The following is a 26,581-nucleotide window of genomic DNA, read 5'->3' on the forward strand; positions in this document are numbered from 1 at the left end:
CCCCCAGCCCGAGCCCCGGCTTCCGGCGCGCTCGTCGCTCCGCACCTCCCCTTCCCGCTCGCTTCCCCCCGCTTCACGGCCGCCATCCATCACTTCGCCGCCCCGGTCCGCCGACCGGGCGGTCCACTTGAGAACAGGCCCATGAACGGACTTCTCGACAACACCCTTCTTGATCTCCGCTACTACCTCATCTATCTCCCGCTGGGCGTCCTCGGCCTGGTGCGGTGGAGCTGCTGGCTCCTGCGCCGGGCGCCCGCCGCTCTGTACAAGCCCGTGCGGAACGACTTCCGGCTTCCCATGAGCGTGGTCGTCCCGGTCTACCAGGAGGACCCGACGATCTTCGCCTACGCGATCGAGTCCTGGCTGGCCAACGACGTCGAGGAGGTCATCCTCGTCATCGACTCGACCGACCACGCATGCCAGGAGATCGCCGCCCGCTATCCGGTGACCGTCGTCGTCACCGACGTCCCCGGCAAGCGGGACGCCCTGGTGCGGGGCTGGGAGGCGGCGAGTACCGAGCTGGTCGCCCTCGTCGACTCGGACACCATCTGGGCCACCGACGTGGCGGCCGAGACCTGCAAGCCCTTCATCGATCCGAGGATCGGCGGGGTCGGCACCCGGCAGAACGTCTACAACCCGAAGGGCTTCCTCCAGCGGGTCAACGACATGTTCCTGGACTACCGGTACTTCGACGAGAACGCCTCGCAGAGTGTGATGGGCCGGGCCGTCTCCTGTCTGTCGGGACGTACCGCCGTCTACCGCAGGGCGCTGCTGCTGGAGATCTCCGCGGACTTCATGGCGGAGACGTTCATGGGCGTTCCCTGTATGTCGGGCGACGACAAGCGGCTGACCACCCTGATCCTGGAACGCGGGCACCTGGCGTTCATGCAGCGCTCGGCGAGGGTCTGGTCGACGTTCCCGGGCACCTGGCGGATCTTCCTCAAGCAACGGCTGCGCTGGGCGCGCAACACCTGGCGCTCGGATCTGAGGGCGCTGTCCCGGCGGTGGGTCTATCGCCACCCGTTCCTCGCCTTCACCTTGGTCGACAAGGGTGTCAGCAGCTTCACCCTGCTGCTGGCCCCGGCTTTCATGACCCTTGCCGTGATCCGCCAGGACTGGTTCTTCGTCGCCTGCCTGGCCGGCTGGTGGTGGGTCAGCCGGGCCATGAAGATCCTCCCGCATCTGGTCAGGAAGCCGTCCTCGTTCTTCCTCGTCCCCGGCTTCGTACTGGTCTCCTTCGTCATGGCCGTGGTCAAGCTCTGCGCCCTCGCCACCATCCGCAAGCAGCGCTGGCTCACCCGTCAGGTCTCCGTCGAGAACGGTGTCGTCGTACGCACCGGCCAGAGCACGGCACAGCCCGTGGAGAGCGGGGTGAACGCGTGAAGCGCACCATCCGCGCGATGTCCATGACGGTGACCGTGCTCACCGCTCTGGCAGCCGTGTCCGTCGCGGCACCCCCGGCGGTCGCGGCCGACGCCGGGCAGGCGGACCTCGCCGCCTGGCAGCGCACCGGGAAGCCGGGGCGGCTCATCGTGATCCGGCCGGGCGCGGTGGACCTCGTCCGCGGCGGCGTCCGGGAGAACAGCCTCTCCCCGGGCGGAGCGGAGGTCCCGATGAGCTGGCTGGCCGCCAACACGGGGCCGGACTGGATCGCCCAGGACGGCGAGGACCCGTCCGCCGTACAGGTCGAGGCGGCGGTGCTGCTCGCCCCGGGGACCACCCTGAAGATCGGGGAGGTGACCAAGAAGGTGCTGTTCACCGCGGGTCACGACGAGGCCTCGACCACCTGGATACGCGGCAGCAGGGCGTTCGTCGACATCCGCGACACCACGCTCGCCGCGGCCGGCCCCGACGGGGGCGACCTCGCCGAGGACGCTCCCATGCGTCCGTACATCTACATGGGTGCGGGCGGCAGGCTCGACATCGCCGGTACCACGGTCTCCGGTTTCGGGCTGCCCGGGAAAGCACCCGCACGGTTCTCCGGTGTCACCTGGGGGAAGGGCAGCACCGGTTCCGCCGTCGGTTCCACCTTCCAGGGCAACCGCACCGGCCTGCGGCTGGCCGGCTCGGACGGGGTCGAGCTGGATCACGTCACCGTCGAGGAGTCCACCGAGGACGGGATCGTTCTCAACGGCGACACGGGCACCCGGATCACCGGGCTCACCGCTCGCGGCAACGGCCGCAACGGAGTGAGCGTCGGCGGAACCGACGGGCGAAGCCTGTCGGGCATCACCACCCGGGACAACAAGGGAATTGGTGTCCGGGCGGCCCCTCAGAAGGGTCTCAGCCTCGCCCGTCCGGACTCCCGTTCCGACCAAGGCGGTGGCATACGACTGCTGTCCTGCGCGAACTGCACGGTCACCGACGCGACGGTCCAGCACACGAAGGTCGCGGTGTCCGTCGCCGGCCCCGGCAGCAAGGTGACCGTAAAGAAGCCCCAGCTCACAGGCGGCCGCACCGGAATCTCGCTGGGCGAGGACATCGGCTCCGCCACCGTCACGGACGGAAGAGTGAGCGACTTCGACCGGGGCATCACCGTGTCCGGCCCTCGGGTGACCGTCGTGGGGACCCGGATCGACGGCTCCCGCACCGGAATCTCCGTGAACGGCAAGGCACGTGGTGCCGTGCTGCGCAACGTGACCGTCGACGGCGGCAGGGCGGGTGTGACGGCCGCGGCCACCACCACCGGGGTCTCACTCACCGGCGTGCGGATCACCAACGTCTCCGGGAAAGGGCTGGCGTCCGCCTCACCGGGGCTGCGGGTCAAGGGCAGTTCGGTCGCCGGCGCGGGCACGGCCGTCGACCTGGGAGCGGCGGCCACCCTCGACGGACTGGCCGTCACCGGCGCCCACCGGGGAATCCACCTCGCCAAGGAAGTCAAGGCGACCGGCACGGAGCTGAACATACTGGCCGAGCTCAAGGGCATCCAGGCCGACCAGGGTGCCGTCATCGACATCACCGACTCCCTGGTCCGGGCGCCGCGGGCCCTCGTCGGCGACGGGCGGATCCTGCGGCACGGCAGCACGGAGGCCACGCTGCCGCCCTTCCCCTGGCTCGGTTTCGCGGCCATCGTCGCCCTGCTTTCGGCGATCGCCCTGCAGACCATCCATCAGGTGCGCCATCGCCGCACTCCCCGGCCCTCGGTCGCACGCCATGTGCGCAACACGGCCTGACCGGTTGACCACCCAGACCGCACCTCAGCGTTCAAGCACTCCAGACAGGAACGGCACCATGTACAGAAGACGAGGCATCGCGCTCGTCATGGCGGCGACGGTCTTCCTGCTCGCCTCATGCTCAAGTCCGTCCTCGAACGGCGGAGACACTGACGGCAAGCGCGGCCACACCCCCTCGCCCAGCTCCAGCTCCAGCGGGATTACCCACAGAGGCCTGAGCGACGACCCGGCCGGCGCCAAGCGGTTCTTCGGGCCCGATGTGGAGCCGAAGGACCAGGGCTCGTTCGGGCTGACCCGGGCCGTGTACCTGCCGCGCCGGGACAGCAGGCTGGGCCAGGTGGTGCGCGTCCAGTACCCCGCCCGGTCGGCGAGCCCGGCGGTGGCCCGCGAGTACGACCGGCCGTGGGGCGGCGCACAGCTCTACCTGCCGCTGAAGTCGGGACCGGTCGACGCCCTCCATCTGCGGTACTACGTCCGCTTCCCGAAGGGATTCGACTTCGTCAGGGGCGGCAAGCTGCCCGGTCTGTACGGCGGCACCGTCACCAGCGGCCGAAAGATTCCCGACGGCCGCAACGGCCTGTCCACCCGCTACATGTGGCGTACCGGCGGCAAGGCCGAGGTGTACGCCTACCTGCCCACCTCCGTCGAGCACGGCACCTCGCTCGGCCGGGGCGCGTGGCACTGGTCCAGGGGTCGCTGGCTCTGTGTGGAGCAGGCCGTCCGGCTCAACAGGCCCGGCCGCTCCGACGGCACGATCGACGTGAGTGTGGACGGCGGGCGTGTGCTGCACACCGGCGGCCTCAAGTTCCGTACGACCGACAAGCTCGGCATCGAAGGGATCTTCTTCTCCACCTTCTTCGGCGGCAGCGACGAGAGTTGGGCGACACCGCGCGCCCAGCACGTCGACTTCGCCGGCTTCGCCGTGTCCACCCATGCCATCGGCCCGATCGCCGGAGCCTGAACCACCCGACACCGAATCCCGGGAGACACGATGAACAGCACGCCCGGCACCACCGTGAACAACATGCCCGGCGCCACCGTGACCGGCCTGGACACAGCTCTGGTCCGGCAGGCGGTGATCCTCGCCGGTGGTCAGGCCAGCCGCCTCCGCCCGTACACCGACCGAGTCCCCAAAGCGCTGGTCGAGGTCGCAGGCCGCCCCATCTTCGAACACCAGGCGCACTGGCTGGCGGCGGAAGGCATCGAGGAGGTCGTCGTGTCCTGCGGCTACCTGGCCGATGTCCTCAAGGAGTACGTCGCCTCCCACAGACTGCCGCTGCGGGTCCGCGTCGTCGTCGAGGACGAGCCCCTCGGCCGGGGCGGCGGCCTCAAACACGCGGCCCGCCGACTGCCGTTCCCCGAGGAACGCTGGGTGGGCCTGAACGGGGACATCCTGACCCGGTTCTCGCTGCGCGACCTGGCCCGCACCCACGTCGAGCGTTCCGCGACGACCACCGTGGCGGTCACCCCGCTCAAGTCGCCGTACGGAGTCGTGGAGCTGAGCAGCGACAACCATGTCACCGAGTTCGTCGAGGCGCCGGTGCTGCCGCACTGGATCAACGCGGGCGTCTACCTCTTCGAGCCCGAGGTGACCGCCCTGCTGCCGGATCTCGGGGACCACGAGGACACCACCTTCCCGTCCCTCGCCGAGCAGGGCCGGCTGACGGCGTACCGGATCAACGGCTACTGGCGGGGCGTGGACAACGCCAAGGACCTGAAGACCGCGTCCGCCGAGGTCACCGCGTTCGGCTGGCCCACCGCCGCAGCGGCCTGACCGGCGGCCGTCCCTCCCCTCGTTTCACCCACCGTCCCCGGGCGGACCGCGACTGCCGGTCCGCCCGGTTCGCCCGGAGCCCTCGAAAGGCACCCCATGAGCGACTACTCCCAGCTGGTGAAGGCGTACGACATCCGCGGAGAGGTTCCCGAGCAGCTCGATCCCGCGATCGCCGAAAGAGTCGGCGCCTTCTTCGTACGGCTGACGAAGGCCTCGTGCGTGGTCGTGGCCAGAGACATGCGCGCCACGTCGCCCGATCTCGCCGCGGCCTTCGCGGCCGGGGCCAACTCCGCGGGAGCCGATGTGATCGACGCCGGGCTCGGCTCGACGGACTACCTCTACTACGCCTCCGGCAGCCTGGACATGCCGGGCGCGATGATCACGGCCAGCCACAATCCGGCCCGGTACAACGGCATCAAGCTGTGCCGGGCCGGGGCCGCCCCGGTGGGCGAGGGCACCGGACTGGAGTTGATCAGGAGCTGGCTGGAGACCGACGAGGAGCCGGTCCACGCCGACCGTCTCGGAACGACGTACCACCGCGATCTGCTCGCGGGCTACGCCTCCCATCTCCGTTCACTGGTGCGGATCGAGGGAGAACGCCGGCTGAAGGTGGTCGTCGACGCCGGAAACGGTATGGCCGGGTACACCGTCCCGGCGGTGCTGGGCGATCTGCCCGTCGACGTGATTCCGCTCTTCTTCGACCTGGACGGCAACTTTCCCAACCACGAGGCGAACCCGCTCGAACCTGCGAACCTCGTGGATCTCCAGGAGCAGGTGCGCTACAGCGGCGCCGACATCGGGCTGGCCTTCGACGGCGACGCCGACCGCTGTTTCTTCGTCGACGAACAGGGCACGCCCGTCAGCCCGTCGGCGATCGTGGGCCTGGTCGCGGCCCGTGAGCTGGCCCGGAATCCCGGTGCCGCGATCGTGCACAACGTCATCACCTCCGCCGCCGCGGTGGAGATCGTCCGGGAGCACGGCGGCCGGCCGGTCCGCTCCCGGGTCGGCCACTCCTTCATGAAGGCGCTGATGGCCGAGCACGACGCGGTCTTCGGCGGCGAGCACTCCGGCCACTACTACTTCCGCGACTTCTGGCGGGCGGACACCGGCATGCTCACGGCGCTGCACGTCCTGGCCGCCCTGAGTGAACAGCCCGGCCCGCTGTCCGAACTGGTCGCCGGGTACTCGCGATACACGGCTTCCGGTGAGATCAACTCCAGGGTCACGGACGTGGCACGCACGCTGGACGCGGTCGAGGCGGCGTGCCGGAACGCCGACGGAGCCGTCACCGACCGCCTCGACGGACTCTCCGTGGACCTGGGCGACGGCCGCTGGTTCAACCTCCGCCCCTCCAACACGGAACCGCTGCTGCGGCTCAACGTGGAGGCCCGCGACGAGGCATCGATGGCCGAACTGCGCGACTGGATACTCACGTTCGTCCGGTGAGCGAACGGAGCGACCGGCGCTTGTCGAGGTCGCGCCGCCGACCTCGACGAAGCCGCCGACCACAAAGCACAGGCGCCGACCATGCGGCACAGGCTCAGAACCCGTGCCGCATCCCCCCGTCCACCGGCACCATGACCCCGGTCAGATAGCTCGCCGCGGGCGACAGCAGAAACGCCGCCGTACGCCCGAACTCCTCCGCCCTCCCGTACCGCCGCAACGGGATCCGCGACTCGTTGGCGGCCCGGGTGGCCGCGGGATCCGCGGACAGCCCGTCCAGCTCACGCACGCGATCCGTGTCGATGCGCGCGGGCAGCAGCCCCACCACTCGGATCCCGCGCGGCCCCACCTCGTCCGCGAGGGACTTGGCGAATCCGGCGAGTCCGGGCCGCAGGCCGTTGGAGATGGTCAGCCCCGGAATCGGCTCGTGCACCGACCCGGACAGCACGAACCCGACGACCCCGCCCTCCGCCAGCTCCGCCACCGCCGTACGGGCCAGCCGGACCGCGCCCAGGAACACCGAGTCGAACGCGGCCAGCCACTGCTCGTCCGTGTTGTCGGCGACGAACCCGGGCGCCGGACCGCCCACGCTGATGAGGATGCCGTCGAAGCGCCCGAAGTGCTCGCGGGCCGCCGCGACGAGCCGCCCCGCGACCTCCGGGTCGGCGTTGTCCGCCGCCACGCCCACCGCCCCGGGCCCCAACTCGGCCGCCGCCTCCGCGACCGTCTTCTCGTCCCGCCCCGTGACGACCACCTTCGCGCCGTCGGCGACGAGCTCGCGCGCGGCGGCGTTGCCCAGCCCGCGGGTGGCTCCGGTGACGACGTACACCCGGTCCTTCAGTCCAAGATCCATGGTCCCTATCCTGCCCGGTCGTCGCCGTAGAGGGCGAGGGCGGTGTTGACGAGGCCGATGTGGCTGAACGCCTGGGGGAAGTTGCCGAGCTGGCGGCCGGCGACCGGGTCGTACTCCTCGGCCAGCAGCCCCACATCGTTGGTGATGCCGACCAGGCGTTCGAAGAGCGTGCGGGCCTCCTCCGTACGGCCGGTCATGTGCAGGGCGTCCGCCAGCCAGAAGGAGCAGGCCAGGAAGACACCCTCGTCACCGGGCAGCCCGTCGACCTCCGGGCCGTCCGTGCTGTAGCGGCGTACGAACCCGCTGTGCCCCAGTTCGTCCCGGACCGCGTCGACGGTGCCGACGATCCTCGGGTCGTCCGGGGGCAGAAAGCCGACGCGGGGCAGGAGCAGCACGGCGGCGTCGAGTTCGCGGGAGCCGTAGAACTGGGTGAACGTGTTGCGTTCCGGGTCGTAGCCGCGTTCGCACACCTCCCGGTGCACCTCGTCGCGCATCGCCCGCCAGCCTTCCAGGTCGCCGCCGCTGAGCTTGGGGTTCAGTTCGAGCTGACGCACCGCTCGGTCCGCCGCGACCCACGCCATCACCTTCGAGTGCACGAAGTGCCGGCGCGGGCCGCGCACCTCCCACAGACCCTCGTCCGGCCGCCGCCACGCCGTCCGGAGGAACTCCATCAGCGCGACCTGCACCCGCCACATGTGCGGCTTCGACGGCAGCCCCGAACGCCGGCCCAGCGCCAGCGAGTCGATCACCTCGCCGTACACGTCGAGCTGGAGCTGCCGTACGGCCGCGTTGCCGATCCGTACCGGGGTCGAGCCGCCGAAGCCGGGCAGCCAGTCCAGCTCGAACTCGGGCAGCCGGCGCTCACCGGCGAGCCCGTACATGATCTGGAGCTCCGCCGGGTCGCCCGCGACCGCCCGCAGCAGCCAGTCGCGCCAGCGCTCGGCCTCCTCGTGATAGCCCGCCGACAGCAGCGCGTTCAGGGTGAGCGTGGAGTCGCGCAGCCAGCAGTAGCGGTAGTCCCAGTTGCGTACGCCGCCCATTTCCTCGGGCAGCGAGGTGGTCGGGGCGGCGACGATGCCGCCGGTCGGCGCGTAGGTCAGCGCCTTCAGGGTGATCAGCGAGCGTACGACGGCGTCCCGGTGCGGCCCGTCGTACCGGCAGCGGGCCGACCAGTCCCGCCAGTCCGAGACGGCCGTGTCCAGCGCCTCGTACGGGTCGGTGAACGGCGGATGCGGCTCGTGGGAGGGGTGCCAGGTCAGCACGAACGCGACCCGCTCGCCCGCCGCGACGGTGAACTCCGAGTACGTGGTGAAGTCCCGGCCCCAGGTGCGCACCCCCTTGTCGGTGCGCAGCCACACCGCGTCCGGCCCGGCGACGGCCACCCGGTGCCCGTTCGCCCGGCGCATCCACGGCACGATCGTCCCGTAGTCGAACCGCAGCCGCAGTGTGCTGCGGACGGTCACCTCGCCGCGTACGCCCTCGACGATCCGTACGAGATCGGGGGCGAGGTCGCGCTGGGGCATCAGGTCGGTGACGCGTACCGCGCCCTCGTCGGTCTCCCACTCGGTGTCGAGGACGAGGGTGCCGGGCCGGTAGCCGCGCCGGACGCACCGGTCGGCGCCCTCGGGGGCGATCCGCCAGTGGCCGTTGCGCTCGTCGCCGAGCAGGGCGGCGAAACAGGCGGCCGAGTCGAAGCGGGGCAGACACAGCCAGTCGACGCTGCCGTTCATGCCGACGAGCGCGGCGGTCTGGTGATCGCCGACGAGGGCGTAGTCCTCGATAAGGGGGACATGGGGCACAGAGGAGATGCGGTCGTTCTGATCGGGGTGCACGACGTGCGGGTTCCCGCTGCGGGGCCCCGGCATTCGGGCGGGATCGCCTTGTCACACGCCGAGAATCCCCGGTTACGTCACACGGCGGGACACGGCGGGACACGGCGGCTCGCGTCGTCACACCCCGGCGGGCTCGGTGTCCGCCGACTCCCGCGTCTTTGCCGCCTCTGCCTCTGCCGCCGCCTCGGCGCGGTCACGGCGTTCCCGGCGCACGAGGATCACCCAGCCCAGGGGGACACCGGCGGAGAACAGCCACCACTGGATGGCGTAGGCGTAGTTCAGAGCGGCGTTCTCGTCGCCGGGCCTGCCGAGCGGTTCGGGGGTGTCGTTCTTCGGTCCGGGCGTCGTCAGCACGATGTAGCCGCCGAGCACCTCGGCGCCCAGCCGCCGGGCCTCTTGATCACTGTTGATCAACATGACCTGCCGGTCCGGCAGTCCCTTGAGGTCCTTGATTCCGCTCGCCGCGGTCGTCTCGGCGGGCATCAGCCGCCCGGTGACGGTGATCTCGCCCTTGGGGGGCGCCGGGATCCTGGGGAACGCGGTCTGGCTCGGCCCGTCCGAGGGGATCCAGCCCCGGTTGACCAGCAGGACCTTGCCGTCGGCGAGGACGAAGGGGGTCAGCACGTGGTAGCCGACCTCGTCGTCGGAGTTGGTGCGGCGGCGGACGACGACCTCGTGGGCGGTGTCGAAACGGCCCTTCGCGCTGACGGTGCGGTACCGCTCGTCGGTGGTGACGGTGTGGCCGGGGGAGGTCAGCTTCTCCACGGGCACCGGGTCGGCGGACAGCGCGTCGGCGACCAGTTGGTTGCGGGCGCTGCGCTCTTCGTAGCGGTGCATCTGCCAGATGCCCAGCCTGATCATCGTGGGGATGAGAAGGAGGGCGACCAGCGTGAGGATCACCCACTGCCGGGACAAGAGGAAGCGGTACACCCCACTGACGGTACAACTCGCCCGTGGGGTGTGTTGCGGGGGGTACGCGGACCCGGCGGCCACGGGGGCTCACCGGCCCCCGTGGGCCCGCTCGGGCAGGCCTCCTCACACCTTGTCGATGATCCCCACCCTCCCCTCCGCGCGTGCGCAGTGCGCCCCGCAGTACCAGTGCCCCTCGGCCTCGACGCCCTGCCCGATGATCTGGACCCGGCAGTGCTCGCAGATGGGCGCCATGCGGTGGATCGCGCAGGCGAAGCAGTCGAAGACGTGCACCACCCCCTGTGCGTGCACCTCGAAGGACATCCCGTAATTGTTCCCGCAGACTTCACAACTGGCCATGCGCCACAGGGTGGGCCGTCGGTGCCGTGGGGGCGAGACGGTGCCGGGCGAGTCGGGCGCCAATCACCCGTCCGTACGGTCATCCCTCCGTCGCCGGTTCCACGTCCCGCAGGAGTTGCCCGAAGGCCGCCTCGTCGACGACCGGTGTGCCGAACTGGCGGGCCTTGACCACCTTCGAGGTCATGGAGTCGGGGTCGTTGGTGACGAGCAGGCTGGTCAGCCGGGACAGGCTCGTCGCGACATGGAGCCCCGCCTCGACGGCCCGGTCCTCCAGCAGGTCGCGTTCGACCGAGGTGTCACCGGAGAACGCCACCCGCATGCCCTGTCTGAGCGGCCCCCCGTCCTCGTACCGCCCCGGGTTGGGGTACGGACACGCGGGCCGCTTGCGGGACGGCCGCCAACTGGCCGGCTGGCCGCCGTAGCCCCCGGAGGCCTGCCGTCCGATCTGCGGCCGGGCGGCGCCGGCGGCCGGCGCCGACCACTCCGTCAGCGCCCTGCACTCCAGCAGCGGCAGCCGTACGCCGCCGCGTGCCGCCGCGTGCAGACTGGGCCGGAACGCCTCGGCGAGCACGCGCGCGTCGTCCAGCGCGTGGTGGGCCCGCTGCTGGACGACCCCGAAATGCGCGGCCAGTGTCTCCAGCTTGTGGTTGGGCAGCGGCAGCCCCAGCTCCTTGGACAGCGCGATGGTGCACAGCCGCTGACGCACCGGCGCCTCGCGCTCCGCGCGCGCGTACTCCCGGGCGATCATCGACCAGTCGAAGACCGCGTTGTGCGCGACGAGCACCCGGTCGGCGAGCCGGGACGCGAACTCCTCGGCGATGTCCGCGAAGAGCGGCGCGCCCTCCAGGGCCTCGCTCGTCAGCCCATGGATCCACACCGGCCCGGGATCCCGCTCCGGATTGACCGTTGTGTACCAGTGGTCCTCGACCTCGCCGCGCGCGTCCAGCCGGTAGACGGCCGCGGAGATTATCCGGTCGTCCCGGGACAGACCGGTCGTCTCGACGTCAACGACCGCGTACCCCTGGGGATATGCGGTCGGCCACGGGGCGGGGGACGGCGTGGGCGTCAGGTCTTCGAGCATGGTCCCAGAGAATACGGGCCGCGACTGACAGTCCGTCGCCCGCCCATGGACACGGACAGCCGGCGGGCAGGCTCGCGCCATGCTGAATACTTATCAGTAACAACATCTATGCGCCCTCGGCGAACCGCCCTAACGTGCAGTCATGCCGAATCTCCCCGATGTCGTGGTCTGGTCGATACCCGCCTACGTGCTGCTCGCGTTGATCGAGATGATCGGTGTCCGGATCCACCCCGACGAGGACGCCGCCGGCTACGAGGCCAGGGACAGCGCGACCAGTGTCGGCATGGGCCTGGGGAGCCTGGCCTTCGACTTCCTCTGGAAGATCCCGATCGTCGCCGCGTACACGGCCGCCTACGAACTCACGCCGCTCCGCGTGCCCGTCCTGTGGTGGACCCTCCCGCTCATGCTGCTCGCGCAGGACTTCCTCTACTACTGGTCCCACCGCGGTCACCACGTCGTCCGCATCCTCTGGGCCTGCCATGTGGTCCACCACTCCAGCCGCAGGTTCAACCTGACGACGGCCCTGCGCCAGCCCTGGACCACCCTCACCGTCTGGCCGTTCTACGTCCCCCTCGTCGCCCTCGGCGTGCACCCGGCCGCGGTCGCCTTCTGCTCCTCCGCGAACCTCGTCTACCAGTTCTGGATCCACACCGAGCGGATCGGCCGCATGCCCCGGTGGTTCGAGTACGTCCTCAACACGCCCTCCCACCACCGCGTCCACCACGCCTCCCAAGGCGGCTACCTGGACCGCAACTTCGGCGGCGTCCTCATCGTCTGGGACCGGCTCTTCGGCTCGTTCGCCGCCGAGACCGAACGGCCCGTCTATGGATTGACGAAGAACATCAATACGTTCAACCCCGTCAAGGTCGCCACCCATGAGTACGTCGCGATCGTCAAGGACATCAAGGCGGCGCGCAGTTGGCGTGAGCGCGCCGGGCGGGTAGTCCGGGGCCCCGGCTGGCAGCCCGCGCACCCGCGCCCGGAGCGGGCGGCCGAAGAGACCGCCGTCGCGTGAGACCGGCCCGGATCCTCCTCACCGCCTTCGCCGTCACCGCCGCCGTCGGCCTGTTCTCCCGCGCGGCCGGCGTCGCGGACCCGCCCCGGCTCCCCCGCCCGGACCTCTGGAGCACGCCCACGTACCTCGCGGCCCAGGGACTGCCGGCCGCCGAAGTGCTCGCCGCCGCGAGCACCGCGCCGCGCCCAACCGTCACGTCCAGCGGATCGGCACCGGCAGTGCGGTGAGCAGTCCCGACACGGCGACCACCAGACCGAGCGCGACGACCTCCGCGCGCGCGGGGACGCAGGCCGTCAGCGGGTCGGGCGCCCGGTTCAGCCGCAGCCGCGCCCACAGCGCGAGCACGGCGACGACGGCCACGACGATCACCTTGGCGAGCAGTGTGCGGCCGTACGCCGTCGACGTCAGCTGTTCCAGGACCGTGTCCGGCGGCATCCGGCGCAGCGTGCTCCAGATGCCCGTCGCGGTGATCAGGGCGAGCAGAACGGCCGCCACGCGCGCGTAGAGACCCAGCAACGCCACGCGCGCGTCCCGGGCGTCACCCCACAGGGGCAACGTCCGCAGTACGTACAGCAGTCCGCCCACCCACAGGGCCGCGCACATGAGGTGGACGAACGTCAGCGCCGAACCGGTCAGCGGATCGAGCTCCGGTGCCGGATGGGCCCGCAGCGCCTCCGCCACGGTCACCGCGGCCAACGGCCAGATCTGGGTGGCCGGGCGGGCCGACAGCGCGCAGAGTCCCGCCGCGGCGAAGCCGTTGACCTCCAGCAGCGCGAGCTTGCCGTCCCGGGAGTCGTACAGGCCGCCCACATCGATCGCGGCCAGGCTGTGCGGCACGAGGTTGCCGGTCGACACCACCGAGGCCAGCCCCAGCGCGGCGACGAAACCGGCACCGGCCGCGTACGGCGCCCAGGTGCGTGCCCGTCGGGCCGGCGCCCCGGGCAGTCCGGCGGCCAGTCTCCGTACGAACAGCTCGCCCACCGGGACGCACAGCGCGGCGAACAGCACCGTCCGCAGCAGCCCGATCCCCGCCGCGCCGGGCGCCGCCGCCTCCCCGGTGCCGTCCATCGCGAGGGGCGGACCGAGCAGCGGGATCAGCGCGGCCAGCGCCACCAGCACGAGCAGGGTGACGGCCCGTCGGATCCCCGGGCGCCCGCCCTCGTCGGACGCTCTGTCAGCCGTTCCACCGGTCGTCCTGCCAGTCGGTCGTATCAAGCCCACCCCAATGCCGTGTTTCCTGACCAGGTATCAACATATGCACTGGATCAACACAATGGGCCGGGCAGCGCGAACGCGGCCCGGCCCACCGAAGGAAAACCGGAAAGAGTGACGAACCGACAGGCGGGCAGAGCTACTTCGTGACCGCGTCCAGCGCGTCCGCGATGCCGTGGCCGTAGAAGCCGTTGTGGTTCCTGGGGCCCTCGCACACCGCGTCGACCTTGCCGTCACCGTCGATGTCGTAGGGGTCCGTGCACGGCGTGGCGTCCGCCTCGGCGTACAGGAGCGCCTTGACCAGGGCGGCCGGCGCGTACGGGTGCGTCGACTTGATCAGGGCGGCCACGCCCGCGACGTGCGGGGTCGCCATCGACGTACCGGCCATGTAGCCCCAGGTGCCGCCGGGCAGCGGGCCGAGGATCAGGCCGCTGGTGGCGGGCGGGGCCGGGGTCTGGAAGCGCGTCGAGTCGCCGCCGGGGGCCGCGATGTCGATGACGCCCAGGCCGTGGTTGGAGAAGGACGACTTGATGCCCTTGGCGCCAGTCGAGGCGACCGTCACCACGCCCGGGAGCTGGGTCGGGATGTCGTAGCACTTGGACGGGTCGACGACCCGGTCCGAGGGCGTCCCGTCGTTGGGGGAGACCGGGTCGGTGATCTCGTCGGCCGCGAGGTCGTAGTTCTCGTTGCCGGCCGCCGCGACATTGACGACGCCCTTGAGCTCCGCGTACCGGGTGGCCCGCGTGATGGCGTCGACCAGGGCCTTCTGGTCCGGGTCGTTCTTGCAGTTGAAGTACCAGGGGTCCGTGTAGTAGCTGTTGTTCGTGACGTCGACACCGTGCTCGGCCGCCCACATGAAGCCGCAGACGACGGCCTCCGTGTAGAAGTACCCGGCCGGGGTCGACACCTTGATGCCGGACACCTTCACGCCCGGCGCGACGCCCGTGACGCCGACACCGTTCTTGGCGGCGGCTATCTCGCCCGCCACGTGCGTGCCGTGCGGGCTCTCGCCCGTGGCCGGCCGCCAGGCCCCGTCGGTGGTGTCGGGCTTGCCCGTCACGCAGTTGACGGAGGCCGCGCGGTCGAAGTTCGGCGCGATGTCCGGGTGCGTGTCGTCGACACCGGTGTCGATCACGGCGACGGTCACCCGGGAGTTGCCGAGCGACTTCTCGTGAGCCTTGTCCGCCTTGATGGCGGGCAGGTCCCACTGCAACGGCTCCAGCGGGTCCTGGCCCGCGCCTGCGGCGGCGGTGGCACTGGCGATCTCCGCCGGGGAGAGCACCTTCGGGGCGCCCTCGTCGGTGGTCGACTGCGCGGGCAGCGGCGCGTTGCGCGTGTTCCCGGCGGACTGGACGCCGGGCACCTCGCGGATGACCTTGGCGAAGTCGGGGTTCGCCGAGTGGACGACGACCACGCCTATCCGGTCGTACGACGTCACGACCGTGCCGCCGGCCTTGGCGATGGCCTTCCGCACGTACGTGGAGGGGCCGAACCCGGGGAACACGTTGACGACATAGCTGAGCGAGGGCCCATCGGCCGTGACGGCGGCACCGGTGGTGGCGTCGGTGTCGGCCGCGACGGCCTGGATGTTGGGCAGGAAGGCGAACGCCGTCGCCATGGCCATCCCGAGCGGGGCTACCACAGCGCGACGGAAGCGGGGGTGAGGTGCTGTCATAAGGGGGCTCCGGTTCCTTCGTTCGTGGACATGGTGGACATACTCGACGTGCGCGAAGACTCGGAAAACCGTGCGGTCACTTGACCGCGCGCAGTGCGTCGACGATCCCGAACCCGAAGAATCCGTTGACCTGTTCGCCGCCCTCGCACACCGCGTCCTGCTTGCCGTCACCGTCCTGGTCGTACGACGCGGGGCAGCCCGGGTTGTTCGCCTGGGCCTTCAGCAGCGTCTGGAGCTCGGCCGGGGTCGCCTTCGGGTACTTCGACTTCAGCAGCGCGGCGACGCCCGCGGCGTGCGGCGAGGCCATCGAGGTGCCCTGGAGGAAGCCGTACTCGCCGTTCGGCATGGTGGACAGGATGCGGCCGTTCTTGGACGGCGTGTCCGGTATCTGGTACTTGCGGTCCCCGCCCGGGGCCGCGATGTCGACGACACCGTTCCCGTACGTCGAGTAGTACGACTTGACGTTGTCGACGCCCGTGGCGCTCACCGTGACGACACCCGGGAGCATGTTCGGTACGTCGAAGCACTTGTGCGGGTCGATCGTGCGGGGGACCGGCGTCGCGTCGTCAGGGCTGCTCTCGTCGACGATCGCGTCCGAGTCCAGGTCGTGGCTGGAGTTGCCGGCCGCCGCCAGGTTGAGGGTGCCCCTCTTCTGCGCGTACAGCTGCGCCCTGTTGACCGCGTCAACAATGGCCCGCTGATCGGGGTCGTCCATGCAGTTGTACAGCCATGGATCAACGTAGTAGCTGTTGTTCGTGATCTCGACGCCGTGGTCGGCGGCGAACACGAAGGCGCACACGACGTTCTCCGGGTAGAAGAGCCCGTTGACCGGGTCGCTCACCTTGATGCCGGACACCTTCACACCGGGCGCGACACCGGCCACCCCGATGCCGTTGCGGGCGGCGGCTATCTCACCGGCCACATGGGTGCCGTGGTAGTCCTCGGCCTTGTACGGGCGCCAGGCGCCCGCACTGGTGTCCGCGACGCCGCCGACGCAGTTCGCCGACTGGGACGCGGAGAAGTTCGGGGCGAGGTCGGGGTGGGTGTCGTCGACGCCGGTGTCGATCACGGCGACGGTGACCCGGCGGCTGCCCGGGTTGATCTTCGCGGCCTTGTCGGCGCCGATCGACCGCAGGTCCCACTGGTCGGCTTCGAGGGGCTCGCTCTCCGGGGTCCGGGCCGACACGGCCTCGACCTTGGCCGCCTCGGCTGCCGTCAGATAGTCCGCCGCGCCCTCGTCGGTCGTCCCGGCGGCGACCAGCGGCGTGGTCCGGGTGGCACCCGCGGACAGCACACCGCGCGCCGCGCGGATCTCCGCCCCGAAGGAGGGGTTCGTGGAGTGGACGACGATCACACCGATCTTCTTGTACGTCACCACGACCGTGCCGCCGGCCTTGGATATCGCCTCCGTCACCGACCCGATCGTGTGACGGCTGGTGCTCTTGGTGTTGACGACATACGCGAGGTTCGGACCGTCCGCGAACCGGGCGGCAGGGGCGGCCGGTTCGGCGGCCGAAGCGGCGGCGGGCAGGAAGCCGAGGGACGCGGTCAGGGACAGCGCGACCGGCACCGCGAGAGCGAGCCGGCGCCTGGAGCGCAGATGAGCCATGGGTTCTCCACATCAACCGGAAACGAGGCTCGCCCGGACAACGACGGTTGCCGGGCAAGCGCGTAGCAGGGACGGACAACAAGTCGGTACGCGCGAAAAGGCGGGCGCGGGCGCGCGGCCCGTCGCCCCGACTTTGCAGGTACATGACTGTCGGTACAGGGCGAAGCTATCCCGCCTCGCCGCTGGCCAGCAATGACTTCCGGAGACCAGTTAGGAAAGAGGTAAGGAGAGTTGAACCGGTCCTCGCGCGGCGCCGTGACCTTGGGCAGGGAGCGCGAGGACCATCGAGCCCCTGTCGGATCGCGCATGGGTCCTGCCATCGCGAGCCGACCCCCTTGGTCCAGATCACCGCGAGGTCAGAACAGCCATGTCCGTACCCAGCCCGTCCCCGTCCCCGAACGATCACGCTCCGTCGTCAACTGTCGTGACCGCCCCCGCAACGCGAGGAGACTCCGTGGCTACCGACGCACCGCCCCCCGTGAAGACAGAACACCGCCTCCCCTCCACGGAGGAGTTCGTCGAGGTCCAGCAGAGCGCCGAGTTCGGTGAACTGCGCCGCGCCCACCGCTCCTTCGCCTTCCCGCTGACGATCGCCTTCATCACCTGGTACCTGCTGTACGTCCTGCTGTCGAACTACGCGGGCGGGTTCATGGGCACCAAGCTCGTCGGCCACATCAACGTCGCCTTCGTCCTGGGCATCGCCCAGTTCCTCACCACGTTCCTCATCGCCTGGTGGTACGCGCGCTACTCCGCCGCGAACCTCGACCCCAAGGGCGAGGCGATCAAGTCCCGGATGGAGGGCGGCGCATGAGCCCCGTACAGCAGAGTGTTCTCGCCGCGGGCGAGGCGAGCGAGCACCGGCCGCTGATCATCTCCCTGTTCGCGGTGTTCGTCCTCGCGACCCTCGTCATCACCGTCTGGGCGGGCCGCCAGACCAAGAGCGCCGCCGACTTCTACGCCGGCGGGCGCCAGTTCAGCGCCTTCCAGAACGGCCTCGCGGTCTCCGGCGACTACATGTCCGCCGCGTCCTTCCTCGGCATCGCCGGCGCGATCGCCCTCTTCGGCTACGACGGCTTCCTGTACTCCATCGGCTTCCTCGTCGCCTGGCTGGTCGCCCTGCTCCTGGTGGCCGAACCGCTGCGCAACTCCGGCCGCTACACCATGGGTGACGTCCTCGCCTACCGGATGCGCCAGCGCCCGGTCCGCACCGCCGCCGGTACGTCGACGATCGTCGTCTCGATCTTCTACCTGCTGGCCCAGATGGCCGGCGCGGGCGTCCTCGTCTCGCTCCTCCTCGGCATCACCTCGGACACGGGCAAGGTCGCCATCGTCGCCCTCGTCGGCGTCCTGATGATCGTGTACGTCTCCATCGGCGGCATGAAGGGCACCACCTGGGTCCAGATGGTCAAGGCCGTGCTGCTCATCAGCGGCACGATCCTCATTACGTTCCTGGTGCTGCTCAAGTTCAACTTCAACATCTCCGACCTGCTCGGCACCGCCGCCGAACGCAGCGGCAAGGGCGACGCCTTCCTGGAGCCCGGCCTCCAGTACGGCGCCTCCGGCACCACCAAGCTGGACTTCATCTCCCTGGGCATCGCCCTGGTCCTCGGCACCGCCGGCCTGCCGCACATCCTGATCCGCTTCTACACGGTGCCCACGGCCAAGGCCGCCCGGAAGTCCGTGAACTGGGCGATCGGCATCATCGGCGGCTTCTACCTGATGACGATCGCGCTCGGCTTCGGCGCCGCCGCCCTGATCGACCAGAAGGAGATCACCGACTCCAACCCGTCCGGCAACACGGCCGCGCCACTGCTCGCCCTGCACATCGGCGGCGTCGACTCCGCCTGGGGCGCGGTGCTCCTCGCGACGATCTCGGCGGTCGCCTTCGCGACGATCCTCGCCGTCGTCGCCGGCCTCACACTGGCCTCGTCGTCGTCCTTCGCGCACGACATCTACGCCAACGTCATCCGCAAGGGGAAGGCCACCGAGAAGGAGGAGATGAAGGCGGCCCGCTGGTCCACCGTATTCATCGGCGTCATCTCCATCGCCCTGGGCGCCCTCGCCCGCGACCTCAACGTGGCCGGCCTGGTCGCACTGGCGTTCGCGGTAGCCGCCTCCGCCAACCTGCCCACGATCCTCTACAGCCTGTTCTGGAAGAGGTTCACCACCCAGGGCGCCCTGTGGTCGATCTACGGCGGCCTGATCGTGGCGGTCGGCCTGGTGCTGTTCTCCCCGGTCGTCTCCGGCGACCCGAAGGCGATGTTCCCGGGTGTCGACTTCCACTGGTTCCCGCTGAAGAACCCCGGGATCATCTCCATCCCGTTCGGCTTCGTCATGGGCTGGCTCGGCACGGTCCTCTCCAAGGAGGAGCCCGACACCGGCAAGTACGCGGAGCTGGAGGTGCGGTCCCTCACGGGCACCGGAGCACACTAGCCAGGCGTTTTCCGCCCGCGGGGAATCGCGTGGGGGCCGTCGTGGGAATCCGAGGCGGCCCCCACGCCGCGTCCTGGGGCGTCCTGGGGCAGCGGGCCGGCCGGGTTGTCGGTGGGGTCACGTAGGCTCGCAGGTGCGGAAGGAGAATTCCGTACCTGCGATCCGCTACGAGGGAGGGGGCCCACGTGCTCATCGACACCTATGGCCGAGTCGCCACCGACCTGCGCGTCTCGCTGACCGACCGCTGCAACCTGCGGTGCACGTACTGCATGCCCGAGGAGGGCCTGCAGTGGCTGGCCAAGCCGGACCTGCTCACGGACGACGAGATCGTCCGCCTGATAGACATATCCGTCCGCATGCTGGGCATCGAAGAGGTCCGCTTCACCGGCGGGGAGCCGCTGCTGCGCCCCGGCCTGGTCGGCATCGTGGAGCGGGTCGCCGCCCTGACCCCGCGTCCCCAGATGTCCCTGACGACCAACGGCATCGGCCTGGGCCGCACGGCGACCGCCCTGAAGGCGGCGGGCCTGGACCGCGTCAACGTCTCCCTGGACACCCTGCGCCCGGACGTCTTCAAGACCCTCACCCGCCGCGACCGCCACAAGGACGTCATCGCGGGCCTGGAGGCCGCCCGCGAGGCAGGCCTGACCCCGGTGAAGGTCAACACGGTACTGATGCCGGGGCTCAACGAGGACGAGGCGCCGGACCTCCTCGCCTGGGCCGTCGAGCACGACTACGAGCTGCGCTTCATCGAACAGATGCCCCTGGACGCCCAGCACGGCTGGACACGCGAGGGCATGGTCACCGCCGGCGACATCCTCGCCTCCCTCCGCACCCGCTTCGACCTGACGGAGGAGGGCGCCGGCGAACGCGGTTCGGCCCCCGCCGAACGCTGGCTGGTCGACGGCGGCCCGCACCGCGTCGGCGTCATCGCCTCCGTCACCCGCCCGTTCTGCGCCGCCTGCGACCGCACCCGCCTGACGGCCGACGGCCAGATCCGCAACTGCCTCTTCGCCCGCGAGGAGACAGACCTCCGCACGGCCCTCCGCTCGGGCGCCCCCGACGAGGAGATAGCCCGCATCTGGCGCGAGGCGATGTGGGGCAAGAAGGCAGGCGCGGGCCTGGACGACCCGACCTTCGTCCAGCCGGACAGACCGATGTCGGCAATCGGCGGCTAGCGCCGAAGGGGCGCGGGGCGGTGACATTTGCGGCTCCGCCGCGTGGGCGCGACCAGCCACGAACGACCCGCGGCCGAAGACGAAGAGAAGGCACCCCGCTCACCCCGCCGGAGGCGCCTCCCACTCCTCCAGCCTCACCACGTCCTTGAGGAACCCCCGCACCCCGAGAAACTGCGACAAATGCTCGCGATGCTCCTCGCAGGCCAGCCACGTCTTGCGCCGCTCGGGTGTGTGCAGCTTCGGGTTGTTCCAGGCGAGCACCCACTCCGCGTCCGCCCGGCATGCCTTGGCGGAACAGATGGGGGAATCAGGGTCTGAGCCGATCATCTGCTGACCCTAACCCGGCGGAAACAGGGTTCAAAAGGCGACGCCGAGCAGCCACGGGGGGAGCTGCCCGGCGTCGGTCTGTCGCTCCGACGGGGGATGCGGAGCGCGTACGAAGTATGTCATGGGTCACCGTCCGACCGGCACCGGAACTTCATGATTGATCTGAGCTTTTCTTGAGCTTGGGGACGCCGTTCGGACTGACTTCCGGTCAGGATTGTTCGTGCCGATTTCCCCGCGCACCGGCCCCCTGATCGCCCCCGGCGCCTTCCGCCGAGGATTCCGCGAAGCCCTCTTCCGGCCGCGGCGGCGTGATCATCGGCCGCACCGGAACCCTCACGAACGTCGACGGGAGACCGGGCGCGTTCTCGCGGCCCGCGTTGGCGATCACCACGGAGATGTAGGGCAGAACAAAGCCGAGCACCAGCGCCACGATCGCGACGTGCCGTTCGACGTTCCAGAGCACCGCCGAGAGGATCACGGCCACCGTGCGCACCGACATCGAGATGACGTACCGGCGCTGTCTGGCCCGCACATCGTCCGTGAGCCCCTGCCGTGCCCCGGTGATCCGGAAGACCTGGGCGCCGCCGCTGTTGCTCCGCTTCCGCATCACGTTCCACCATCCACCCGAATCGGACACGCCCCGGCCCGTACCCTGCGCCGAACCCGGTCGGGGAACCGTGCCCGGACGCCTTCCACGTTACGCCGCGCCTGCGTCGCCTACGAGACCGGGGCACCTTCCGTCGGGCTGACCCGGCTGCGCCGTACCGCGTACCGAAGGGCCCGACATGCGCCGTAGCGCGAACGGGCCGACACTGGGCGCAATGCTCGCGTCGAGCCGTACGAGGAGGCATCCATGGGCTGGTTGTGGGCGATCATCGTGGGATTCGTGCTGGGTCTCCTGGCCAAGGCGATCATTCCGGGCAAACAGCACAGCCCGCTCTGGCTGACGACCATCTTCGGCATGATCGGCGCGGTTATCGGCAACGCGATCGCGCGAGGTTTCGGCGTCGCGGAGACGAGGGGCATCGACTGGACCCGCCATGTGTTCCAGCTCGTGGCGGCCATCGTGATCGTCTACCTGGGCGACAAGGCCTACATGGCGATGTGGGGCAACAGACGACAGCGAGCGTAGTCGGCGGCATGGGTGAAGGGGGCGGCCCGATCAACGGGCCGCCCCCTTCACGCGTACTCAGCACCCACCTGACACGGACGCCCGGTCAGCCGGTGACCTCCACCGCCGCCAGGTTCTTCTTGCCTCGGCGCAGCACCAGCCACCGCCCGTGGAGCAGGTCCTCCTTGGCGGGGACCGCGTCCTCGGAGACGACCTTCGCGTTGTTCACGTAGGCGCCGCCCTCCTTCACCGTGCGTCGCGCGGCCGACTTGCTGGCCACCAGGCCGACCTCGGCGAACAGGTCGACGACCGGACCCGCCTCGGCGACCTGGATGTGCGGCACCTCGGAGAGGGCCGCGCTCAGCGTCCGCTCGTCCAGCTCCCCCAGCTCGCCCTGGCCGAAGAGGGCCTTCGACGCGGCGATCACGGCGGCCGTCTGGTCGGCGCCGTGCACCAGCGTCGTCAGCTCCTCGGCGAGCGCGCGCTGCGCGGCCCGCGCCTGCGGACGCTCCGCGGTCTGCGCCTCCATCGCCTCCAGCTCCTCCGGGGACTGGAAGGACAGGATGCGCATGTACGTCGAGATGTCCCGGTCGTCCACGTTCAGCCAGAACTGGTAGAACGCGTACGGGGTCGTCATCTCCGGGTCGAGCCAGATGGCGCCGCCCTCGGTCTTGCCGAACTTGGTGCCGTCCGCCTTCGTCATCAGCGGGGTCGCCAGCGCGTGCACGGAGGCGTCCGGCTCCAGGCGGTGGATCAGGTCGAGACCGGCGGTGAGGTTGCCCCACTGGTCGCTGCCGCCCTGCTGGAGCGTGCAGCCGTGCCTCCGGTACAGCTCCAGGAAGTCCATGCCCTGGAGGAGCTGGTAGCTGAACTCCGTGTAGCTGATGCCCTGGTCGGACTCCAGACGGCGGGCGACCGAGTCTTTCGTCAGCATCTTGTTGACGCGGAAGTGCTTGCCGATGTCCCGCAGGAACTCGATGGCCGACATGCCGGCCGTCCAGTCCAGGTTGTTCACCATCAGAGCGGCGTTCTCGCCCTCGAAGGACAGGAACGGCTCGATCTGCGCGCGGAGCCGGTTCACCCAGTTCGCGACCGTCTCCGGGTCGTTCAGCGTGCGCTCCGCGGTGGGACGCGGGTCGCCGATCTGACCGGTCGCCCCGCCGACCAGGGCCAGCGGACGCAGGCCCGCCTCCTGGAGACGGCGCATGGTGAGCACCTGCACCAGATGACCGACGTGCAGGCTGGCCGCCGTCGGGTCGAACCCGCAATAGAACGTGACGGGACCGTCCGCGAGCGCCTTGCGCAAAGCGTCCTCGTCAGTGGACTGGGCGAACAGCCCACGCCACTTCAGCTCGTCGACGATGTCCGTCACGGTTCTCGTATCTCCTTGAATGGTCTTCGTTCAGTTCTACGGCAGCCGGGTGACCACCGGCAACGAGGTTATACGCCCTGACTGACAGAGCTCATATTGAAGTCCGGCACCCGCAGCGCGGGCATCGCGGCCCGGGTGAACCAGTCGCTCCACTCCCGGGGCAGCGTCTTCTCCGTACGCCCCGCCTCGACGGCCCGCCCGAGCAGGTCCACCGGCGACTCGTTGAACCGGAAGTTGTTGACCTCCCCGCTGACCTCGCCGTTCTCCACGAGGTACACCCCGTCACGGGTCAGACCGGTCAACAGCAGGGTGGCCGGGTCGACCTCGCGGATGTACCAGAGGCAGGTCAGCAGCAGCCCGCGCTCGGTGTTCGCGACCATCTCCTCCAGGGACCTGTCCTCGCCCCCGTCCAGGACGAGGTTCCCGATCGCCGGGGACACGGGCAGGCCGGTCAGCCCGGCGGTGTGCCGGGAGGTGATCAGCCGGTTCAGCTCACCCTCGCGGATCCACTCCGTGGGGCTCAGCGGCAGCCCGTTGTCGAACACCGACTGGTCGTCGCCGGAGGAGTGGGCCAGCAGGAACGGCGATGCCTCCAGACCGGGCTCGTTCGGGTCGCTGCGCAGCGTCAGGGGCAGCTCCGTGAGCCTCTCGCCGAGGCGGGTCCCGCCGCCCGGCCTGGAGAACACCGTGCGCCCCTCGGCGGCGTCCCGCGCGGACGCCGACCACATCTGGTAGATCAGCAGGTCGGCCACGGCCGTCGGCGGCAGCAGCGTCTCGTACCGCCCGGCGGGCAGCTCGATCCGCCTCTCCGCCCAGCCGAGACGTACGGCGAGTTCGGCGTCGAGGGCGGCCGGGTCGACGTCCTTGAAGTCCCGCGTCGACCGCCCGGCCCACGCCGACCGCGTACGGTCCGGGGACTTGGCGTTCAGCTCCAGCGTCCCGTTCGGCTGGTCGTGACGCAGGCGCAGCCCCGTCGACGTACCCACATAGCTCGACACCAGCTCGTGGTTGGCGAAGCCGTACAGCTCCCGGCCACCCGCACGCGCGCGTGCGAACGCCTCGCCGAGCGCCGGCGCGAAGTCGGCGAACACGGCGGACGAGGTCTCGGCGGGCGCGTCCAGGAAGTCGGGGGACTCCGGCACACCCCCGACCAGCGCTTGGGCGTCCTCAGCGGGCCCCGCACCGCGCGCGGCGGCCTCCGCGGCCCGTACGAGCGGTTCCAGCTCGTCGGCGGTGACGGCGGCCCGGGAGACGACCCCGGAGGCCGTGCCCTCCTTGCCGCCGACGGTGGCGACGACCGTGAGCGTGCGCCCGCGCGTGACCCCGTTGGTGGTGAGGGCGTTGCCCGCCCAGCGCAGGTTGGCGGTCGACTCCTCGTCGGCGATGACGACACACCCGTCGGCCCGGGACAGCTCAAGGGCCCGCTCGACGATCTCGTGCGGCTTGACCAAACGGGCGCTCATCGACCGGCCTCCTGCGTGGTGTTGAGGATGTTGACGCCCTTGAAGAGGGCCGACGGGCAGCCGTGGGACACGGCCGCGACCTGTCCCGGCTGGGCCTTGCCGCAGTTGAAGGCGCCACCCAGGACGTATGTCTGCGGACCGCCGACGGCCGCCATGGAGCCCCAGAAGTCGGTGGTCGTGGCCTGGTAGGCCACGTCCCGCAACTGCCCGGTGATCCGGCCGTTCTCGATCCTGAAGAACCGCTGGCCGGTGAACTGGAAGTTGTAGCGCTGCATGTCGATGGACCAGGACCGGTCCCCGACGACGTAGATCCCGCGGTCGACGCCCCCGATGAGATCCTCGGTCGCCAGCCCGCCCGGGTCCGGCCGCAACGACACATTGGCCATGCGCTGCACGGGCACATGGCCCGGCGAGTCGGCGTACGCGCACCCGTTGGACCGCTCGAACCCGGTCAGCTTCGCGATCCGCCGGTCCAGCTGGTACCCCACGAGGGTGCCGTCCTTGACCAGGTCCCACGACTGGCCGGCGACGCCCTCGTCGTCGTAGCCGATGGTCGCCAGGCCGTGTTCGGCGGTGCGGTCGCCGGTGACGTTCATCAGCTCGGAGCCGTACCTGAGCTTGCCGAGCTGGTCGAAGGTGGCGAAGGACGTGCCCGCGTACGCCGCCTCGTAGCCGAGCGCCCGGTCCAGCTCGGTGGCGTGGCCGATGGACTCGTGGATGGTCAGCCACAGGTTCGACGGGTCGACGACCAGGTCGTACAGCCCCGCCTCGACGCTCGGCGCGCGCATCTTCTCGGCGAGCAGCTCGGGGATCTGTTCCAGCTCGGAGTCCCAGTCCCACCCCGTGCCGGTCAGGTACTCCCAGCCGCGTCCGACGGGCGGCGCGATGGTCCGCATCGAGTCGAACTCGCCGCTCGACTCGTCGACGGAGACGGCCGTGAACTGCGGGTGCAGCCGTACCCGCTGCTGCGTGGTGACGGTCCCCGCGGTATCGGCGTAGAACTTGTTCTCGTGCACCGTGAGCAGCGAGGCGTCGACATGGTTGACGCCGTTCGCGGCGAGCAGCCGCGCGCTCCACTCGGCCAGCAGGCCCGCCTTCTCCTCGTCGGGCACGGTGAACGGATCGATCTCGTACGACGAGACCCACGTCCGGTCCGCGTGCACCGGCTCGTCGGCCAGCTCCACCCTCTCATCGGACCCGGCGGCCCTGATCACCTGGGCGGAGAGCTTCGCCATGGCCACGGCCTGCGAGGCGACCTTCGCGGCGGCGTCCATGCTCAGGTCCACGCCCGACGCGAACCCCCAGGTACCGCCGTGCACCACCCGCACCGCGTACCCCAGGTCCGTGGTGTCCGACGAGCCGGACGGCTTGGCGTCCCGCAGCCGCCAGGACGCGCTGCGCACCCGCTCGAACCGGAAGTCCGCGTGGTCGGCACCGAGCGCACGCGCGCGTGCCAGGGCGGCGTCGGCTAGGGCCCGCAAGGGCAACGCGAGGAAGGACGGATCGATTTCATGGGCCACGAGCGGCCTCCCCTTGTCGCCGACGGCAGAGATGAGTATGTCCCGCAGTGAATCATGCGGAACCGACATCCCGGCTTCCACCGGATTCCCGCCGCGAACCGTGCCCGTCCCACACTCCCGGCACCGTCCGGGCCCCTTCTCCGAGCACATCCGAGCACACCGACTGTAGGGACCCGACAGCACGAGGGGTGAGCCACTGTCGGTGCTCGATTGTCCGCAGACGTGGGCGGACCGATAGGTTTTC

General features: G+C 70.3%; 24 protein-coding genes. 11 read left to right on the forward strand and 13 right to left on the reverse strand.

The genetic code is table 11. From position 1 onward, the window contains the following. The 5 genes from AOK08_RS16825 to AOK08_RS16845 all read left to right on the forward strand — a co-directional run. Nucleotides 1-1,383 (forward strand): glycosyltransferase (locus tag AOK08_RS16825; protein WP_206743403.1); only part of this gene is annotated, 1,383 nt, incomplete at its 5' end. Continuing rightward, nucleotides 1,380-3,173: a right-handed parallel beta-helix repeat-containing protein gene (locus AOK08_RS16830; protein WP_055526383.1), complete on the forward strand. Its 1,794-nt coding sequence runs from the start codon at nt 1,380-1,382 to the stop codon at nt 3,171-3,173. The genes AOK08_RS16825 and AOK08_RS16830, both read left to right, overlap by 4 nt. A 58-nt stretch (nt 3,174-3,231) precedes the next feature. Beyond that, on the forward strand, nt 3,232-4,134 hold the full coding sequence (locus tag AOK08_RS16835; protein WP_055526384.1) for a polysaccharide lyase: 903 nt from the start codon (nt 3,232-3,234) through the stop codon (nt 4,132-4,134). A gap of 63 nt (nt 4,135-4,197) precedes the next feature. Further along, nucleotides 4,198-4,947, forward strand: coding sequence for a nucleotidyltransferase family protein (locus tag AOK08_RS16840; protein ID WP_055526430.1), 750 nt, complete (start codon nt 4,198-4,200; stop codon nt 4,945-4,947). A gap of 96 nt (nt 4,948-5,043) precedes the next feature. Continuing rightward, the gene (locus AOK08_RS16845; RefSeq protein ID WP_055526385.1) at nt 5,044-6,393 is read left to right on the forward strand and encodes a phosphomannomutase/phosphoglucomutase; all 1,350 of its coding nucleotides are present in this window, start codon (nt 5,044-5,046) and stop codon (nt 6,391-6,393) included. A 94-nt stretch (nt 6,394-6,487) separates the two neighbouring features. Here the strand turns inward: AOK08_RS16845 and AOK08_RS16850 are convergent, their stop codons facing one another. From AOK08_RS16850 to AOK08_RS16870, 5 genes are all read right to left on the reverse strand, one after another. Beyond that, entirely contained in the window at nt 6,488-7,243 is a 756-nt protein-coding gene (locus tag AOK08_RS16850) for an SDR family oxidoreductase (protein ID WP_055526386.1), read from the reverse strand. A 5-nt stretch (nt 7,244-7,248) separates the two neighbouring features. Then, a complete protein-coding gene (locus AOK08_RS16855) occupies nt 7,249-9,108 on the reverse strand; it encodes a glycoside hydrolase family 15 protein (RefSeq protein WP_241826975.1) in 1,860 nt (619 codons plus the stop codon). Nucleotides 9,109-9,192: 84 nt separating this feature from the next. Then, the gene (locus AOK08_RS16860) at nt 9,193-10,005 is read right to left on the reverse strand and encodes an SURF1 family cytochrome oxidase biogenesis protein (RefSeq protein WP_055526388.1); all 813 of its coding nucleotides are present in this window, start codon (nt 10,003-10,005) and stop codon (nt 9,193-9,195) included. 105 nt (nt 10,006-10,110) lie between these two features. Beyond that, nucleotides 10,111-10,344: a hypothetical protein gene (locus AOK08_RS16865; RefSeq protein WP_079054071.1), complete on the reverse strand. Its 234-nt coding sequence runs from the start codon at nt 10,342-10,344 to the stop codon at nt 10,111-10,113. A gap of 79 nt (nt 10,345-10,423) precedes the next feature. Then, a complete protein-coding gene (locus AOK08_RS16870; protein WP_055526392.1) occupies nt 10,424-11,425 on the reverse strand; it encodes a DEDDh family exonuclease in 1,002 nt (333 codons plus the stop codon). Between the two features lie 142 nt (nt 11,426-11,567). Here AOK08_RS16870 and AOK08_RS16875 point away from each other — a divergent pair, with 142 nt between their 5' ends. Beyond that, nucleotides 11,568-12,440, forward strand: a complete 873-nt coding sequence (locus tag AOK08_RS16875; RefSeq protein ID WP_055526394.1) for a sterol desaturase family protein — start codon at nt 11,568-11,570, stop codon at nt 12,438-12,440. Beyond that, nucleotides 12,437-12,667 carry a hypothetical protein gene (locus AOK08_RS46565; protein ID WP_055526396.1) on the forward strand — a complete coding sequence of 77 codons (231 nt, stop codon included), beginning with the start codon at nt 12,437-12,439 and terminating at the stop codon, nt 12,665-12,667. The genes AOK08_RS16875 and AOK08_RS46565 overlap by 4 nt, the downstream gene beginning before the upstream one ends. Here the strand turns inward: AOK08_RS46565 and AOK08_RS16885 are convergent. From AOK08_RS16885 to AOK08_RS16895, 3 genes are all read right to left on the reverse strand, one after another. After that, on the reverse strand, nt 12,633-13,661 hold the full coding sequence (locus tag AOK08_RS16885; protein ID WP_422125744.1) for a CopD family protein: 1,029 nt from the start codon (nt 13,659-13,661) through the stop codon (nt 12,633-12,635). The two genes, AOK08_RS46565 and AOK08_RS16885, sit on opposite strands and share 35 nt — an antisense overlap. A gap of 130 nt (nt 13,662-13,791) precedes the next feature. Then, nucleotides 13,792-15,327 carry a S8 family peptidase gene (locus tag AOK08_RS16890; RefSeq protein ID WP_198539294.1) on the reverse strand — a complete coding sequence of 512 codons (1,536 nt, stop codon included), beginning with the start codon at nt 15,325-15,327 and terminating at the stop codon, nt 13,792-13,794. Nucleotides 15,328-15,403: 76 nt separating this feature from the next. Continuing rightward, nucleotides 15,404-16,936, reverse strand: coding sequence for a S8 family peptidase (locus AOK08_RS16895; RefSeq protein WP_055526399.1), 1,533 nt, complete (start codon nt 16,934-16,936; stop codon nt 15,404-15,406). A 454-nt stretch (nt 16,937-17,390) separates the two neighbouring features. On the opposite strand from AOK08_RS16895, the gene AOK08_RS16900 reads away from it, so the two are divergent. The 3 genes from AOK08_RS16900 to moaA all read left to right on the forward strand — a co-directional run bounded on the left by AOK08_RS16900 (nt 17,391) and on the right by moaA (nt 20,544). Beyond that, nucleotides 17,391-17,747, forward strand: coding sequence for a DUF485 domain-containing protein (locus tag AOK08_RS16900; RefSeq protein WP_055526401.1), 357 nt, complete (start codon nt 17,391-17,393; stop codon nt 17,745-17,747). Next, a complete protein-coding gene (locus tag AOK08_RS16905) occupies nt 17,744-19,369 on the forward strand; it encodes a solute symporter family protein (RefSeq protein WP_055526403.1) in 1,626 nt (541 codons plus the stop codon). The genes AOK08_RS16900 and AOK08_RS16905 overlap by 4 nt, the downstream gene beginning before the upstream one ends. Before the next feature lie 185 nt (nt 19,370-19,554). Continuing rightward, nucleotides 19,555-20,544 (forward strand): GTP 3',8-cyclase MoaA, encoded by a 990-nt coding sequence (moaA, locus tag AOK08_RS16910; RefSeq protein ID WP_055526405.1) that lies wholly within the window; start codon nt 19,555-19,557, stop codon nt 20,542-20,544. 99 nt (nt 20,545-20,643) lie between these two features. Here moaA and AOK08_RS16915 read toward each other — a convergent pair whose 3' ends face one another. Together AOK08_RS16915 and AOK08_RS16920 are read right to left on the reverse strand one after the other, a co-directional pair. Continuing rightward, nucleotides 20,644-20,871, reverse strand: coding sequence for a hypothetical protein (locus AOK08_RS16915; protein WP_055526407.1), 228 nt, complete (start codon nt 20,869-20,871; stop codon nt 20,644-20,646). 208 nt (nt 20,872-21,079) lie between these two features. After that, a complete protein-coding gene (locus tag AOK08_RS16920) occupies nt 21,080-21,478 on the reverse strand; it encodes a DUF3099 domain-containing protein (protein WP_079054072.1) in 399 nt (132 codons plus the stop codon). Nucleotides 21,479-21,724: 246 nt separating this feature from the next. Between AOK08_RS16920 and AOK08_RS16925 the strand changes: the two genes are divergently transcribed. Beyond that, nucleotides 21,725-22,003 carry a GlsB/YeaQ/YmgE family stress response membrane protein gene (locus tag AOK08_RS16925; protein ID WP_055526411.1) on the forward strand — a complete coding sequence of 93 codons (279 nt, stop codon included), beginning with the start codon at nt 21,725-21,727 and terminating at the stop codon, nt 22,001-22,003. Nucleotides 22,004-22,088: 85 nt separating this feature from the next. On the opposite strand, the gene tyrS is transcribed toward AOK08_RS16925, so the two are convergent. The 3 genes from tyrS to AOK08_RS16940 form a co-directional block, all read right to left on the reverse strand. Next, entirely contained in the window at nt 22,089-23,354 is a 1,266-nt protein-coding gene (gene tyrS / locus AOK08_RS16930) for a tyrosine--tRNA ligase (protein ID WP_055526413.1), read from the reverse strand. Nucleotides 23,355-23,422: 68 nt separating this feature from the next. After that, nucleotides 23,423-24,817 (reverse strand): metallopeptidase TldD-related protein, encoded by a 1,395-nt coding sequence (locus AOK08_RS16935; RefSeq protein ID WP_055526415.1) that lies wholly within the window; start codon nt 24,815-24,817, stop codon nt 23,423-23,425. Continuing rightward, entirely contained in the window at nt 24,814-26,337 is a 1,524-nt protein-coding gene (locus AOK08_RS16940) for a TldD/PmbA family protein (RefSeq protein ID WP_055526435.1), read from the reverse strand. Before AOK08_RS16940 ends, AOK08_RS16935 begins: the two co-directional genes overlap by 4 nt. Nucleotides 26,338-26,581 lie beyond the last annotated feature (244 nt).

It is taken from the genome of Streptomyces graminilatus (assembly GCF_001418565.1).
Taxonomy (GTDB): domain Bacteria; phylum Actinomycetota; class Actinomycetes; order Streptomycetales; family Streptomycetaceae; genus Streptomyces; species Streptomyces graminilatus.

Excerpts from the sequence above, each read along its gene's own strand:
- AOK08_RS16835 (WP_055526384.1), top strand. The coding sequence starts at position 3,232 with ATGTACAGAAGACGAGGCATCGCGCTCGTCATGGCGGCGACGGTCTTC.
- AOK08_RS16840 (WP_055526430.1), top strand. The coding sequence starts at position 4,198 with ATGCCCGGCGCCACCGTGACCGGCCTGGACACAGCTCTGGTCCGGCAG.
- AOK08_RS16845 (WP_055526385.1), top strand. The coding sequence starts at position 5,044 with ATGAGCGACTACTCCCAGCTGGTGAAGGCGTACGACATCCGCGGAGAG.
- AOK08_RS16850 (WP_055526386.1), bottom strand. The coding sequence starts at position 7,243 with ATGGATCTTGGACTGAAGGACCGGGTGTACGTCGTCACCGGAGCCACC.
- AOK08_RS16855 (WP_241826975.1), bottom strand. The coding sequence starts at position 9,108 with ATGCCGGGGCCCCGCAGCGGGAACCCGCACGTCGTGCACCCCGATCAG.
- AOK08_RS16865 (WP_079054071.1), bottom strand. The coding sequence starts at position 10,344 with ATGGCCAGTTGTGAAGTCTGCGGGAACAATTACGGGATGTCCTTCGAG.
- AOK08_RS16870 (WP_055526392.1), bottom strand. The coding sequence starts at position 11,425 with ATGCTCGAAGACCTGACGCCCACGCCGTCCCCCGCCCCGTGGCCGACC.
- AOK08_RS16875 (WP_055526394.1), top strand. The coding sequence starts at position 11,568 with ATGCCGAATCTCCCCGATGTCGTGGTCTGGTCGATACCCGCCTACGTG.
- AOK08_RS16890 (WP_198539294.1), bottom strand. The coding sequence starts at position 15,327 with ATGACAGCACCTCACCCCCGCTTCCGTCGCGCTGTGGTAGCCCCGCTC.
- AOK08_RS16895 (WP_055526399.1), bottom strand. The coding sequence starts at position 16,936 with ATGGCTCATCTGCGCTCCAGGCGCCGGCTCGCTCTCGCGGTGCCGGTC.
- AOK08_RS16905 (WP_055526403.1), top strand. The coding sequence starts at position 17,744 with ATGAGCCCCGTACAGCAGAGTGTTCTCGCCGCGGGCGAGGCGAGCGAG.
- AOK08_RS16915 (WP_055526407.1), bottom strand. The coding sequence starts at position 20,871 with ATGATCGGCTCAGACCCTGATTCCCCCATCTGTTCCGCCAAGGCATGC.
- AOK08_RS16920 (WP_079054072.1), bottom strand. The coding sequence starts at position 21,478 with ATGCGGAAGCGGAGCAACAGCGGCGGCGCCCAGGTCTTCCGGATCACC.
- AOK08_RS16925 (WP_055526411.1), top strand. The coding sequence starts at position 21,725 with ATGGGCTGGTTGTGGGCGATCATCGTGGGATTCGTGCTGGGTCTCCTG.
- AOK08_RS16935 (WP_055526415.1), bottom strand. The coding sequence starts at position 24,817 with ATGAGCGCCCGTTTGGTCAAGCCGCACGAGATCGTCGAGCGGGCCCTT.